A 14616-nucleotide genomic window follows, 5' to 3' on the forward strand; every position below is an offset into this window, starting at 1 on the left:
GGGCTATCCGGTGGCCGCGGGTATCACCGGAGCATCGGCGGGTCTGCCCTTCAGGCCGCGCCAGAACAGGTTGATCATCAGCTCGGCGGCCTCGTGCACCTCGGCGTCGCCGGTGCTGACCCTGGTCGCCACGGCCTCGCCCGCACCCACCAGTGCGACGGCCGTCATGTCGAAGTCGTTGTCCGGCTCAGGATTTCGCGTGCCGGACTGAAGCAGCCTGCCGACGAGGTCGATGATGCGCTCACGACCCTCACGCACCGTGTGCGCGAACGCCTGACTGCTGGTGGCCTGCGTATAGAGCACCATCCAGGACGCGCGGTTGGTGTCGATGTAGCTGAGGAACGCCACCACTGCGTTGCGCAGGAGATCCTTGGGGCTTTGCGTGAAGTCGATGTCGGCGCGCACCGAGTCCACGAATCGACCCAGCTCACGATCGAGGCAGGCGCCGAACAGCTCCTCCTTGGAGCCGTAGTACAGGTACAGCATCGGCTTCGAGATCTCGGCTTGCGCGGCAATCGCGTCCATCGACGTCTCGTGGTAGCCGTTCACCGAGAACATCTGCACGGCGGCGTCGAGCATCTGCTGCTCACGCACCGCGCGCGGCAACCGCTTCGTTCCACCTGCCATCAGCCAAGGGTAAGCAATTGCGCCCGGTTCAGCTGCCGCAGCGTGGACTCTTGCCCTTGAGCGCGGCGATTCGCAGCACCGAGCCGTCGACCTTCTTCATGTCCAGCTCGCCCGCGTCGATGGCGGCCTCGAGCGCGTCGAGCACCCCGGGAACCTCGTCGGTGGTGATCCAAAGGGCGATGTCGGCGCCCGCCTGCAGCGCCTTGAGAGCGGCCTGGGCCACCGTGTACTGCTGATTGATGGCGCCCATGCTGGAGATGTCGTCGGTGAACACCACGCCGTTGAACGGCAGGCCGCCGTATCCGCCGGTGCGCAGCAGGTCGTAGGCGGCGGGACTCAGGCTGGCCGGATCGGCGCCGGTGAGTCCGGGGACCTGCATGTGGCCGACCATCACCGCGGTGCCTGGCAACTGGGCCAGCTCGCGGTAGGGAGCCAGGTCGTTGGTCATCAGCTCGGAGAGCGGCGGGGTCATCACGCCCCCCAGATGCGAGTCACCGGACGCGTGACCGTGACCGGGGAAGTGCTTGAGCACCGGCGTGATTCCCGCTTCGAGGAGCCCGCGTGCGTAGGCACCCGCGTACTCGGTGACCTTCGCGGGGTCGGCGCTGAACGAGCGGTCGCCGATCACGGTGTCGTCGTCCTGATCGGAGACGTCGACGACGGGGGCGAAGTCGACGGTGATGCCCTGCTCCTTCATCGCCCAGCCGCGCGCGAGTGCGATGTCATGCACCTGCTGCGCGGTCACCGTCTGGCCGAGGACGCGGGCCGACTCCTGCACCCCGATGATGCTCTTGAGCCGCGAGACGCGCCCGCCCTCCTCGTCGGTGCTGACGGCCAAGGGCAGCGGGCTGGCCGAGGCGACAATCTCCTTCAGCGGATCGCCCAGCATGGTCAGGTCCGTCCAGCTGCCGATCATGATGCCGCCGACGTGGTCCTTGGCCACCACCGCGCGCGCGTCGTCGGCGCCCGTGACGCCGACCATCAGTAGTTGGGCCAGCTTGTCGCGCGTGGACATGGCCGCCAGCAGCGCGTCACCCTCTCCGCACGCAGGCGCTTCGGGCGGCGGCAGGGCCGCGGAACTGGCCGCCGTCTCGCTCGCTGCGGACGGTTCCGGCGCGTCGGCCGACGCGCTGCGGTGCTTGACGAAGTACACGCTGCCCACCACGACGGCCGCGATGACGACAAGCGCGAGCACTATCGACGCGATGGTGGTTCGTTGGCTGGAACCCGTGGAGTCATCTTTCGCGTTACGGCCCAGTGGCATGGGCCGAATCGTAGCGTGCAGGGTTGGCAACGCCCGCCGCCGTGCTGGGTAATCTCGCGCATATGCCGCTGCGATCGGGGGACGTGTTCGCGGGCTACACCGTGGTCCGCCACCTGGGTGCGGGCGCCATTGGCGAGGTGTATCTGACCGCGCATCCGCGAACGCTGCGTCAGGACGCCCTGCGGGTGCTGCCCGCCTCGATGTCGGCCGACGAGCAGTTCCGCGCCAGGTTCCGGCGGCACGCCGACATGGCCGCGACGCTGTGGCACCCGCACATCGTGGGCGTGCACGACCACGGCGAGGACCAGGGTCGGCTGTGGCTGGCGATGGACTTCGTCGACGGCACCGACGCGGGCGCGCTGCTCCGAGACAGATACGACACCGGCATGCCCGCCGATCAGGTCCTCGACATCGTCACGTCGATCGCCGACGCGCTGGACTACGCGCACGAACGGCGCTCGGTGCATGGCGACGTCACCGCGGCCAGCGTCCTGCTCAGCGGTGACGGGCGACGACGAGTCCTGTTGACGGACTTCGGCATTCCGCGAACCGTCGAGGACACCGACCGCGGGGACGACCAGTACGGCCTGGCGGCCGCTGTGTACCACCTGCTGTGCGGGTCGCCGCCCGAGGCGGACACCTTCCCGAAGTCGGTGGCCCCGCTCGGCGACACCCGCCAGGATCTCGCCGCATTCGATCCCGCCCTGATGCGCGCGATGGCGGCAGACCCTCGCGAGCGGTTCGACGCGTGCCTGGACTTCGCGGCCGCACTGCGCGACGCAGCGACCGCCGCGACGCAGGCCCGACGCGTCGTCGACCCGGCGGCCCATGCCCCCACCGAACACCTGGCGAATCCGACGACGGGCTCGGGCATGCCCGCCGTCTTCGTCGCTGCCTGGTCGGCGGAGGAGCCGACTCCGGAAACGCAGTTCGAGCCCGAGTTCGCGCCGACGATGGCGGCCAGTCAGCTATCCGACCCCTCGTACCCGCCACCACCGGTCGACGAGCCGCCCTTCGACGAACCGCCCGTCGAAGCGGGTGCCACGCGCATGGGCCGGGTGTGGGCGTTCACCGGAGTGGCCGCGCTCCTCGCGCTCATCGTCGTACTCGTCGTGGTCGTCGCGCGCGGCGGAAGCGACGACCCATCCGGCCCGACCGCCGACCCGCCACCGTCGAGCAGCACCCAGCCGCCGTCAGATCAAGCCGCCACCACCGGAGTGGGAGGCCGGCCCAGGCCTGCCTCGATCCGGGGTGCCGATCCGACGGGTGAGGACTGCGAGGGCGGCTTCCAGGTCACCGGTCAAGCGGGATGGGCGAGCCAGGGGGTCCGCGGCAGCCCTTCTGCCTCGTGCTTCTTCGTCGGCAGTGTACTGAAGGCCTACTGGGATGCCGCCGACCCGAGCCGCGAGCCACGATCCGTCGTCGCCGCAGGCGCGATCCCTTGTGCGGAGGGCGCGGCCTGCGTCGGCGACGACTTCTTCGTCACCTGCTCGGCCGAGGGTTCCGACCCGTGGATCACCTGTCGTGCGGGTCGCGACGCGGTCGTCGTTCTCTATTGAATCTGGCTGCTTGCGGCTGCCCACCGCCCGCGGTGCTACCTTGGCCGGGTGGAACGGTTCGTCTTGCCCGCTGCGGCCAGCATCGTCGTCGGACTGTTGCTGGGTGCCGCCGCCGTCTTCGGGGTAACGCTCATGGTTCAGCAGGACACGAAGCCTCCGCTGCAGGCGGGCGATCCGGGGTCGTCCGTGCTCAACAGGGTCGAGTACGGCGACCGGACCTAATCCCGGGTCGCTACGCTCCTGCACTCCGAACCCGAACCCCTGGTCGCCACACCCCTGAGCCGTCGCTGGTTGTGGCTCGTCGGAGCCGTCGCTCTGGCGCTGACATTCGCACAGTCGCCAGGACAGATCTCCCCCGACACCAAGCTCGACCTGACCGCCAACCCGCTGCGTTTCCTGGCCAGGGCAGGCGACCTGTGGAACAGCGACCTGCCGTTCGGGCAATCGCAGAACCAGGCCTACGGCTACCTCTTCCCGCACGGTGCGTTCTTCCTGGCCGGCGACGTCCTCGGGCTGCCCGGCTGGGTGACGCAGCGGCTGTGGTGGGCGCTGCTGCTGGTGGTGGGGTTCTGGGGCGTCATCCGATTGGCCGAGGCCCTCAACGTCGGCACCCCCACCTCGCGGGCCATCGCGGCGCTCGCGTTCGCGCTGTCACCGCGGGTGCTGACGACGCTCGGCGCCATCTCGTCGGAGACCCTGCCGATGATGCTGGCGCCGTGGGTGCTGCTGCCGGTGATCCTGGCGCTGAGGGGAACGGGTTCGGTGCGCATGCTCGCGGCCAGATCCGGGATGGCCGTCGCGCTGATGGGCGCCGTCAACGCGGTGGCCACCCTGACGGCCTGCCTGGCTGCGCTGATCTGGTGGGCAGCCCATCGCCCGAACAGGCTGTGGTGGCGGTTCACCGCGTGGTGGGCGCTGTCCGGGGTGCTCGCCGTCACCTGGTGGGTGGTGGCGCTGTTCCTGCTCGGCCGGATCAGCCCGCCGTTCCTCGACTTCATCGAATCCTCCGGCGTGACCACGCAGTGGCTGTCGCTGGTGGAGGTGCTGCGCGGGACGTACAGCTGGACGCCGTTCGTCGCGCCGAACGCGACCGCCGGGGCGTCTCTGGTCACGGGGTCGGTCGCCGTGCTGGCGACGACGCTGGTGGCCGCGGCCGGGCTGGCCGGGCTGGCCCTGCGGTCGATGCCTGCCCGCGGCCGGCTGATCGCGATCCTCCTCGTCGGCGTCGGCTTGTTGGCGGTCGGCTACTCCGGGGGCCTCGGAAGTCCGTTCGCCCACTACCTGCAGGCCTTCCTGGACGCCGACGGCACGCCACTGCGCAACGTGCACAAACTCGAGCCGTTGATCCGGCTGCCGCTGGTGCTGGGCATCGCGCATCTGCTGAGTCACGTTCCGCTCCCGGGCAGTGCCCCCCGACCCGAGTGGCTGCAGGCGCTGGCCCATCCCGAGCGCGACAAGCGAGTCGCCGTCGGCGCCGTGGTCCTCGTCGCGCTGTCGGTGGCCACGTCGCTGGCGTGGACCGCGCGACTGACCCCGCCGGGCACGTTCACCGCGATTCCGCAGTATTGGCACGACGCCGCGGACTGGCTCGACGAGCACAATCAACCCGACCCGGGCCGGGTCCTGGTGGTTCCCGGAGCTCCGTTCGCGACCCAGGTGTGGGGCAACAGTCACGACGAGCCGTTGCAGGTGCTGGGCGGCAGTCCATGGGGGGTGCGTGACTCGATTCCGTTGACGCCGCCGGAGACCATCCGCGCCCTCGACTCGGTGCAGCGGCTGTTCGCCGCGGGCAGGCCGTCCGCCGGCCTCGCCGATACCCTTGTCCGGCAAGGCATTTCCTACCTCGTCGTGCGAAACGATCTCGACCCGGAGACCTCGCGGTCGGCCCGTCCGCTGCTGGTGCACCGCGTCGTCGACGGTTCGCCCGGGCTGACGAAGGTGGCTCGGTTCGGCGATCCCGTCGGTCCCGGCACGCTGGAGGGCTTCATCACCGACAGCGGGCTGCGGCCGCGCTATCCGGCGGTGGAGATCTACCGGGTCGACGGCGCCAAGTCGCTGCGGCCGTATCTGACGGATGCCGACGCGATGGCCCGGGTCGACGGCGGCCCGGAGGCGTTGCTTCGAATCGACGAGCGACGCCGGCTGCTGGGCCAGCCACCGCTCGGTCCGATGCTGCTGACGGCTGATGCCCGCGCTGCCGGGTTGCAGACACCCGTCGTCACGGTCACCGACTCACCGGTGGCCCGCGAAACCGACTACGGCCGCGTCGACGACCACTCGTCGGCCGTTCGTGCGCAGGGAGATTCGCGCAGAACGTTCAACCGCGTCATGGACTACCCCGCCGGTGACGCCGCCCCCGTCTACGGCCGGTGGCCGGGCGGCAGGCTGTCGGTGTCGAGCTCGGCGGCGGACTCCACCGCCCTGCCGAACGTTGCGCCCGCGACCGGCGCGGCGGCCGCCATCGACGGGGACCCCGCGACCAGCTGGGTGTCAAACTCGCTGCAAGCGGCTGTGGGGCAATGGCTTCAGGTCGACTTCGACTACCCGATCGCCAACGCGGCGGTCTCCATCACGCCGAGCGCCACCGCCGTCGGGGCACAGGTGCGACGCATCGAGGTCTCGACCGCCACCGGTACCAGCACCCTGCGCTTCGACCAGGCGGGCAAGCCGTTGTCGGCCGCACTCCCGATGGGCGAGACCCCATGGGTGCGGTTCACGGCCGTGGCGACCGACGACGGCTCTCCGGGCGTCCAGTTCGGTATCACCGACTTCACCATCACCCAGTACGACGCGTCCGGGTTCGCTCAGCCGGTCAGCCTTCGGCACACCGTCGACGTGCCCGCGCCGCCCTCGGGTTCGGTTGTCGCACAGTGGGATCTGGGTTCGGAGCTGCTCGGTCGCCCGGGGTGCGCGGACGGACCCGACGGGGTGCGGTGCGCCGCGACCATGGCTCTGTCACCCGAGGAGCCGGTCAACCTCAGCCGCACGCTGTCGGTGCCCGAGGCCTTGGCGGTGACGCCGACGGTGTGGGTGCGGGCGCGACAGGGACCCAACCTCGCCGACCTGATCGCAGAACCGGGCACCGCCCGCGCTGGAGGTGACGCCGATCTAATCGACGTGCTCGGCTCCGCCTACGCCGCAAGCGATGGCGACCCGCGCACCGCGTGGACCGCCCCGCAGAACATCGTGCAGCACCGCACCGCGGGCAATCTGACGCTGAAACTCCCCCGGCCGACGGAGGTCGCCGCGTTGCAGCTGACGCCCAGTCCCTCGGAGTTGCCGGCACACCCCACGTTGGTCGCCATCGACCTCGGCGACGGCCCGCAGGTGAGGCCACTGGAGGCCGACGGCCCGCAAACCGTGCGACTGAACCCTCGCGTGACCGACACCGTCAAGATCTCGATCCTCGACTGGAACGACGTCATCGACCGCACCGCACTGGGTTTCGACCAGGTCAAGCCGCCGGGGTTGGCCGAGGTCACCGCGTTGGACGGGCGCGGCGCCCCGATCGCCGCCCCCGACGCGACGCGCAACCGCGCCCGCGCGATCAGCATGCCCTGTGGCAAGGGTCCGATCATCGGCGTTGCCGGACAGTTCGTCCAGACGTCGCTGAACACCACGGTCGGCGCACTCCTCGACGGTGAACCCGTCGCGGCCAAGCCCTGCGGGCCGCCGACGATCGCGTTACCCGCGGGTGAGCAGGAGTTGGTGGTCAGCCCCGGCCCGGCGTTCGTCGCCGACGGCGTGCAGCTGGCCGGCCCGCTGGCGGCGCGATTGTCCAGTGCCCCAATGACTCCCACGCAGACGACGCAATGGCAGGCCGACCACCGCGAGGCCGACGTGACCGCGTCGGATGCGCAGCGGGTGCTGGTGGTACCAGAGAGCATCAACCCCGGCTGGACCGCGCACGCGTCGGACGGCACCGTACTGAGACCGATCACGGTCAACGGCTGGCAGCAGGGCTGGGTCTTGCCCGCGGGCACGTCGGGCACCGTCACCCTCGACTTCGCCTCCAACACCACCTACCGCGTCGGACTGTTCGGCGGCCTGGCCCTGCTCCCCCTGCTGCTGCTGCTCGCCTTCGTCCCCGTCCGTCGAGAGCGGGTGCCGAGTGATCCCGCCCGCCCGTGGCAACCGGGGCCGCTCGGCGCGGGCGCCGCGGTGCTGGCGGTCGGATTCCTGGTCTCGGGATTCGTCGGCATCGTGGTCGTCGGCGCCGCCATCGGACTGCGCTACCTAATGCGGTCGAGGCCGTTGGTGTCGGACCGGGCGACGCTCGGCGCCGCGGCGGGCGGGCTGATCCTGGCGGGAGCCGCGCTCAGCAGATACCCGTGGCGGTCGGTCGACGGTTACATCGGCCACGCGTGGGGCGTGCAACTGCTGGCGCTGATCTCGGTGGCTGCGCTGGCGGCCTCGGTGGTGCCGAACAGTCGCCCAACGTGACGCCACTGCGAATTCCGGGCGGATTCTTCGCAGTGGTTTCACGTTCGGCGCCCCAGATCGTCCCTACCATCGGGTGAGTGTCACTTCTCAACACCGCGCGCGGAGCCATCGACGTCACCGACCTGGGCGTCACGCTCATGCACGAGCACGTGTTCATGATGACCACCGAGATCATGGAGAACTATCCCGAGAGCTGGGGGGACGGGGCCAAGCGCGAGGCCGACGCGATCGCGCGGCTCAACGAGCTCAAGTCGCGCGGCGTCGACACCATCGTCGACCTCACGGTCATCGGCCTCGGGCGCTACATCCCGCGCATCGCTCGCATCGCGGCGGCGACGGAGCTGAACATCGTCGTCGCCACCGGTCTCTACACCTTCAACGACGTTCCGATGTACTTCCACTACCTGGGACCCGGCGCAGCGCTCGGCGGTCCGGAGATCATGACCGAAATGTTCGTCCGCGACATCGAGCACGGCATCGCCGATACCGGTGTGAAGGCGGCGATCCTCAAGTGCGCCACCGACGAGCCGGGTGTGACGGCGGGCGTCGAGCGGGTGCTGCGTGCCGTCGCTGCCGCGCACCGTCATACCGGCGTGCCGATCTCGACCCACACGCACGCCGCCACCCGGCGCGGTCTCGAACAGCAGCGGATCTTCGCCGAGGAGGGCGTCGACCTCAGCCGCGTCGTCATCGGCCACTGCGGTGACACCACCGACATCGCCTACCTCGAGGAACTGCTCGCCGAGGGCGCCTATCTCGGCATGGACCGCTTCGGGGTGGACGCGTTCCTGGGTTTCGAGGATCGCGTCAACACCGTGGCGACGATGTGCGAACGCGGCCACGCCGACAAGATGGTGTTGTCTCACGACGCCTGCTGCTACTTCGACGCGCTACCGGAGGCGACATTGCCCGTCGCACTGCCCAATTGGCACTACCTGCACATCCACAACGACGTGATTCCCGCGCTCAAGCAGCGCGGCGTCACCGACGAGCAACTCACCACCATGCTCGTCGACAACCCGCGGACGATCTTTGCCACCCAGGGCGGTTACTGACGTGGTCGAGGGCATTGCACCGATCAGCACTCAGGTCTCGGCGCTGGCGGCCGCCGACCCCGACGCGCCCGCCGTCACGTGTGACGGCCGCACCCTGACCCGTGCCGAACTCGACGCCTCGACCAACCGACTGGCCCGCGCGTACGCCGAACTCGGCGTCGGGGTCGGCGATTACGTGTCGATCGCGATGCCCAACTCGATCGAGTGGCTTCAGTCGGTTGTCTCATGCTGGAAGCTGGGTGCGGTTCCGCAACCGTTGTCGGCGCGACTGCCCGACGCGGAGTTCACCGGCATCCTCGATTTGAAGCCGCGGGCATTGATCGTCGGCCGCGTGGACCCGCGCGGTGAAGTGCCCAGCGTGCCAGCCGACTTCGTGCCGGACGCCGCCCTGTCCGACGCACCGTTGCCCGAGGCCGTATCACCGGTGTGGAAGTCGATGACCTCGGGTGGCAGCACGGGACGACCGAAGCTGATCGAGGCGGGCGGCGACAGCCGTCTTCCGCCGGTGAGCGGTCTTCCGCTCGGCATGCAGGACGGTGACGTCAACCTGCTGTCTGTGCCGCTGAGTCACAGCACCGGATTCAACACCGCCGCATCGGGTCTGCTGATGGGTCACCACCTGGTGGTCATGCCGCGCTTCGAACCGCGGGAGTTCCTGCGTCTCATCACCGAGCATCGCGTCACGTTCCTGGCCACCGTCCCGACCGTGATGCAACGCCTGCTGCCCGTCTACCGCGCCGAGGCCGGCGCCTACGACCTGTCCTCGATCCGACGGTTCTGGCATCTCGCCTCGCCGTGCCCGCCCGCCATCAAACAGGCGTGGATCGACATCCTCGGGCCGGAGGCCGTCTGGGAGTTGTACGGCGGCACCGAACTTCAGGCCCTGACCTTCGTCTCGGGGACCCAGTGGCTGGAACATCCCGGCTCGGTGGGTGTCGTCGTCGCGGGTGAGATGAAGGTGCTCGACGACGACGGGAACGAGTGTCCGCCCGGCGTGGTGGGCGAGGTCTACATGCGGCCGGCTCCCGGCAGCGCGCCGACCTATCGTTACGTCGGCACGACCGCCAAGAGCCGAGACGGCTGGGACTCGCTCGGCGACCTCGGCTACTTCGATGCCGACGGCTATCTCTACCTCTCCGACCGACGCGTCGACATGTTCACCGTCGGTGGTCGCAACGTGTACCCAGCCGAGATCGAGTCGGCACTAGCCGAGCACCCGGACATCCTGTCCTGCTTGGCCGTTGGCATACCCGACGAGGACCTGGGGCAGGTGCCGCACGCGTTGGTGCAGGTCGCGACCGACCTGGACGAGCCAGCGGTGCGCGAGTTCCTCTCGGAGCGACTGGCCGGCTACAAGGTGCCGCGCACGGTCGAGTTCGTGGACCGGCCGTTGCGAGACGATGCGGGCAAGGCCCGACGTTCAGCCGTCCGCGACGAGGTCATCGCGCGACTGCAGGCTCGGGCGAGTCGCTGACCGAGCTGTCCAGCGGCGTCACGTCGTGCCGTCTCTCCCATCGCCGCAACGCGTTCCGGCACGGCGACTCGACGAGCGCGTAGCTCACCGCCGCGATCGCGAAGCCGAACACCAGCGTCAGCGCCAGCACCACCGGCATGTGCCCGTTGAACGGGAACTCCCCGATCACCGGAAACACCATCGCCAACGCCGCGAGGTGCCAGACGAACAATCCGTAGGACCAACGCCCGAGCGTCACCATCGTCGTACTGCCCAGGATCCGGTGCGACGCGTCCGGCCGGTCGAGCACCAGTGGCGCCAGCAGTGCGCCCGCGACCACCGCACCCATCGACACCTTGATGAGGAACTGCCCCAGCGTGCCCGGTGCCAGACCCGCGGGGCCGGCCAGCGGCGACGCGGCAAGCGCGAATGCGGTGAGTGCGACGACCGCCATCAGGATCCGGCGGCGAGCGAGGCGGTGCGCCCACCCCACCGGGCTGACGGTCAGTTCGGCGATCAGCATGCCCGCAGCGAACCAGGAGAAGAACGCGGGCGGCCACGTCAACGGGTTGACGCCGAACGGCACCGAGAAGGGGATCAGCCCCCACGCGAAACTGGCCAGGGCGACCCCGGCGATCGCCGGCATCCGGGCGCGCACCGGCAGCCGTCGCGCCAACAGCGCCAGGAACGGCAGCGCCAGATAGAAGCTGGCCTCGACCGAGAGGCTCCACATCTGCGTCAGACCGGACGTCAACGTCAACGGCACGTAGATCTGCGTCAGCGTCAGATTGGCCAACCACACCGTCAGGTCGGCGTTGGCATCGGGGAAGAGGGTGAGAATCACCACCACGGCCACCAGATAGCCCGGCATGATGCGCACGATTCTGGACCGCAGGTAGTGGCCCGCCGGCGGGACGTGCCGCATCCCGCGCGCCGCCGCGGCGTGACCTCGCCACAGCAGGAAGCCCGACAACGCGAAGAACACGGCGACCGCCAGATCGAAGCGCCCGAGCAGGCGCCCCGTGCTCCACGTGGTGTGCCCGGTCTGAAAGCCCACGTGCGTGATCACCACGCCGATGGCGGCACACGCGCGCATGCCCTCGACCGCGGGCAAGAAGCTGCGCGTGCCGGAGACACTTCCCGGGTCGCTGCGTTCTGGACTCCCGCTCACGTCGCCCAGTGTGCCCGATGACCTTGCACTCAGCACCGGCCTCTGCGTTGGGCTGTTAGGGTCGAGCAGGTTTGCCCCAGCTGCCTTAGGGCAGGTGGCGGCGTGGGGTGGAGTCGTCTCGCGACGAGAGGAGGCACGGTTTGAACCGCGCTGTGGCGCTGCGTATCGCAGCGTGCGGACTCATGGGACTCGGTGCCGCCCTGTTGATCGCAGCTCTTCTGCTGTCCACCTACACCGAGGGCAAGATCGCGAAGATCCCGCTCGACATCGACACCACACTGGTCAGCGATGGCACCGGAACGGTCTTCGACCCCGCCTCGCTGAACACTCAGAAGTTCGTGGTGGACAGGAACGCGCCCGTCGCCTTCCAGCAGCAGATCAGCGTCGAGGCGCCGTCCAACGCCGACGTCGTCACCCTGCAGGTCGGCAACACGGTGCGCCGGACAGACAAGCAGCAGGACAACGGACTGCTGCTGGCCCTGGTCGACACCGTCACGCTGGACCGAAAGACCGCGCTGGCCGTCTCCAGCGACACCAACCCGGGCGGCTCGGTGCAGAAGCCGCGCAGCATCGACGACCCTCAGCCGCCGACCAACGTCGCGCTGCCGCACGAGGGCCTGGCCTACCGCTTCCCGTTCGACACCGAGAAGAAGACCTACCCGTACTTCGATCCGATCGCGCAAAAGGCGTATGACGCGAACTACGACGGCGAAGAGGACGTCAACGGGCTGAATACCTTCCGGTTCACCCAGAACGTCGGCTACGACGCCGAGGGCAAGCTAGTGGAACCCGTGAAGTACGCCTCACTGTACGGCGACGACGCGGACAGCGTCGTCTCCGCGCGTGCCCAACTGTGGGGCCTGCCCGGTGACCCCGAAGAGCAGATCACCATGACCCGCTACTACGCGGCGCAGCGCACCTTCTGGGTGGATCCGGTGTCGGGCACCATCGTGAAGGCCGAGGAGCACGGCTTCCACTACTACGCCCGCGACGCTCTCAGGCCCGAGGTGACGTTCGCCGACTACAAGGTCACGTCGACCGAACTGACCGTCGAGGCTCAGGTGGCCAGTGCGCGCGACGAGGGTGATGTCGTCGCGCTGTGGGGCCGGATCCTGCCGATCACGTTCACCGCCATCGGACTGGTAGCCCTGGTGGGTGGCGTGCTGCTGGGATCGTTCACGTTGCGAGCCGAGTCCGTGCTGATCGACCCCGGTCTCGACGACACCGGCCACGGGTTCTTCGGCCGTCGCCCGACCGATACCGGGCCGATGCCCGCCGCCGAGGCGGCGACCGAGAAGATACCCACGCAGAGGCCGTCGGACCTGCCTCCGGACCGACCGGTCTGATCGCTCGACTCCGTTCTGGACCTGCCCTCGGGTGGGTCGTGCCCGCGTACGCGCTGGCGCTTGCCCTGGCGGTCACGGCGCCGCTGCTGGCGCCGGGATATCTGCTGCTCCGCGACGCGGTGTCCACGCCGCGCTCCTATCTGACCGACGCCGCGCTGGGACTCACGGAGGCGGCGCCACGGGCACTGCCACAGGACTTCGCCGTGGCGCTGGCGTCGCGCGTTCTCGACGGCGGCGTGGTGGTCAAGCTGCTGTTGATCGCGGGGCTGTGGCTCGCGGGCTGGGGCGCCGCGCGACTTGCCGCCGTCGTCGTTCCCGACGCCGGCCTGCCCGGCCAGTTCGTCGCCGCGACGCTCGCGGTGTGGAATCCCTATGTCGCTGAACGACTCCTGCAGGGCCACTGGAGCCTCCTGGTGGGATACGGGTGCCTGCCCTGGGTCGCCGCCGCGGTGCTGCGGCTGCGAACCGAGCCCGCGGACGCCACCTGGTGGCCGGTGCTCTTCTGGACCGCGCTTGCCGGCCTGACGCCGACCGGGCTGATGCTCGCGGCGACCGTGGCGCTGGTGACGTGCGCCGCCCCGGGAGCGGGCCGCTCCCGGCGGCTGTGCGCAGCGGTCTCGCTCGGCGCAGCAGTCCTCGGTGCGCTGCCGTGGCTGGTCGCGCCCGTGATGGCGGGCTCGCTGTCGTTGACGCAGGCCGCCGGGGTGCCCGAGTTCGCCGCCAGGGCCGAGCCGGGTCTCGGCACGCTTCTCAGCCTCGCGGGTCTCGGCGGGATCTGGAACGGGCAGGCGCTACCGGCCTCCCGGACAACGCTTTTCGCGGTCGTCGCGACCGTCGTGCTGCTCGTGGTGGTCGCGATCGGCGTGCCGACGGCGGTGCGCCGTCCGGGCGCGCGGCCGCTGCTGGTGCTGGCCGCGGTCGCCGTGGTGGCACCCGCCCTGATGGCGACGGGTCCCGGCTTGGCCGCGGTGGAGGCGGTCGTCCGCGCCGTGCCCGGCCTCGGGGTGCTGCGCGACGCGCAGAAGTGGGTCGCCCTGGCGCTACCGGGGTACGCCGTCGCGGGGGCGACGACGGTCGTCACGCTGCAGCGCCGAGTGCCGCGAGTCGTCACGGCAACCGCGTGCTGCCTGGCGCTGGTGGCCGTGCTGCCCGACCTGGCCTGGGGCGTCGGCGGGAAGGTGACCCCGGTGCGCTATCCGGCGGGCTGGACGGCGGCGGCGGCGATCGTCAACGCCGACCCGCGGCCGGTCGCGGTACTTCCCCCCGACAGCATGCGCCACTACCCGTGGGCCGGTGACGCGCCCGTGCTCGACCCTCTCCCACGCTGGGTGTCCGCCGACGTCCTGACCACCGGCGACCTCGTCATCGGCGGCAAGACGGTGCCCGGTGAGGGCGAGCGCGCGCGCGACGTGGAACGCCTGGTGCGGTCCGGCGCGGATGCCGAGGAGTTGGCCCGCGCGGGCGTCGGCTGGGTCGTCGTGGAGGGCGGCCGGGACGCTCAGTCAGCGCTGGCCCTTCCCGTCGCCTTCGCCGACGACGACGTCACCGTGTACCGGGTCGGGGGTGAGCGTCCTGCCGCGTCGCACCGCGGGGTCATGATCGCCGCACACCTGGTCTGGCTCGCCGCCTTGGTCGCTGGTGCCGCAGGCATGATCGCCGCGGCGCTCGCGCGACGCCGCAGAGGTGCTGTCTACTAGC

10 protein-coding genes are annotated in these 14616 nt (G+C 70.0%); 7 read left to right on the forward strand and 3 right to left on the reverse strand.

The genetic code is table 11. The features are described from left to right. Nucleotides 1-3 precede the first annotated feature (3 nt). Both VET27_RS12225 and VET27_RS12230 read right to left on the reverse strand, forming a co-directional pair. Nucleotides 4-627, reverse strand: a complete 624-nt coding sequence (locus tag VET27_RS12225; RefSeq protein WP_526518382.1) for a TetR/AcrR family transcriptional regulator — start codon at nt 625-627, stop codon at nt 4-6. Nucleotides 628-655: 28 nt separating this feature from the next. Then, nucleotides 656-1891 carry a glycoside hydrolase family 3 N-terminal domain-containing protein gene (locus VET27_RS12230; protein WP_526518384.1) on the reverse strand — a complete coding sequence of 412 codons (1236 nt, stop codon included), beginning with the start codon at nt 1889-1891 and terminating at the stop codon, nt 656-658. 23 nt (nt 1892-1914) lie between these two features. On the opposite strand from VET27_RS12230, the gene VET27_RS12235 reads away from it, so the two are divergent. From VET27_RS12235 to VET27_RS12255, 5 genes are all read left to right on the forward strand, one after another. After that, on the forward strand, nt 1915-3450 hold the full coding sequence (locus VET27_RS12235; RefSeq protein WP_526518386.1) for a serine/threonine-protein kinase: 1536 nt from the start codon (nt 1915-1917) through the stop codon (nt 3448-3450). A 48-nt stretch (nt 3451-3498) separates the two neighbouring features. Next, nucleotides 3499-3672 (forward strand): DUF2613 family protein, encoded by a 174-nt coding sequence (locus VET27_RS12240; RefSeq protein ID WP_526518388.1) that lies wholly within the window; start codon nt 3499-3501, stop codon nt 3670-3672. Between the two features lie 39 nt (nt 3673-3711). After that, nucleotides 3712-7893 carry an alpha-(1->3)-arabinofuranosyltransferase domain-containing protein gene (locus VET27_RS12245; protein WP_526518460.1) on the forward strand — a complete coding sequence of 1394 codons (4182 nt, stop codon included), beginning with the start codon at nt 3712-3714 and terminating at the stop codon, nt 7891-7893. A gap of 77 nt (nt 7894-7970) precedes the next feature. Further along, entirely contained in the window at nt 7971-8948 is a 978-nt protein-coding gene (locus tag VET27_RS12250) for a phosphotriesterase family protein (RefSeq protein ID WP_526518390.1), read from the forward strand. Nucleotide 8949: 1 nt separating this feature from the next. Beyond that, on the forward strand, nt 8950-10422 hold the full coding sequence (locus tag VET27_RS12255; protein WP_526518392.1) for an AMP-binding protein: 1473 nt from the start codon (nt 8950-8952) through the stop codon (nt 10420-10422). On the opposite strand, the gene VET27_RS12260 is transcribed toward VET27_RS12255, so the two are convergent. Further along, nucleotides 10388-11497 carry an acyltransferase family protein gene (locus tag VET27_RS12260; RefSeq protein ID WP_526518462.1) on the reverse strand — a complete coding sequence of 370 codons (1110 nt, stop codon included), beginning with the start codon at nt 11495-11497 and terminating at the stop codon, nt 10388-10390. The two genes, VET27_RS12255 and VET27_RS12260, sit on opposite strands and share 35 nt — an antisense overlap. A gap of 215 nt (nt 11498-11712) precedes the next feature. Here VET27_RS12260 and pgfA point away from each other — a divergent pair, with 215 nt between their 5' ends. Together pgfA and VET27_RS12270 are read left to right on the forward strand one after the other, a co-directional pair. Continuing rightward, nucleotides 11713-12918: a cell envelope lipid trafficking protein PgfA gene (gene pgfA / locus VET27_RS12265; RefSeq protein WP_526518394.1), complete on the forward strand. Its 1206-nt coding sequence runs from the start codon at nt 11713-11715 to the stop codon at nt 12916-12918. 38 nt (nt 12919-12956) lie between these two features. Then, the gene (locus tag VET27_RS12270) at nt 12957-14615 is read left to right on the forward strand and encodes an MmpA family trehalose lipid delivery protein (RefSeq protein WP_526518396.1); all 1659 of its coding nucleotides are present in this window, start codon (nt 12957-12959) and stop codon (nt 14613-14615) included. Nucleotide 14616: the final 1 nt, after the last annotated feature.

Origin of the sequence: Mycobacterium sp. (assembly GCF_035633495.1) — a bacterium.
Classification (GTDB): domain Bacteria; phylum Actinomycetota; class Actinomycetes; order Mycobacteriales; family Mycobacteriaceae; genus Mycobacterium.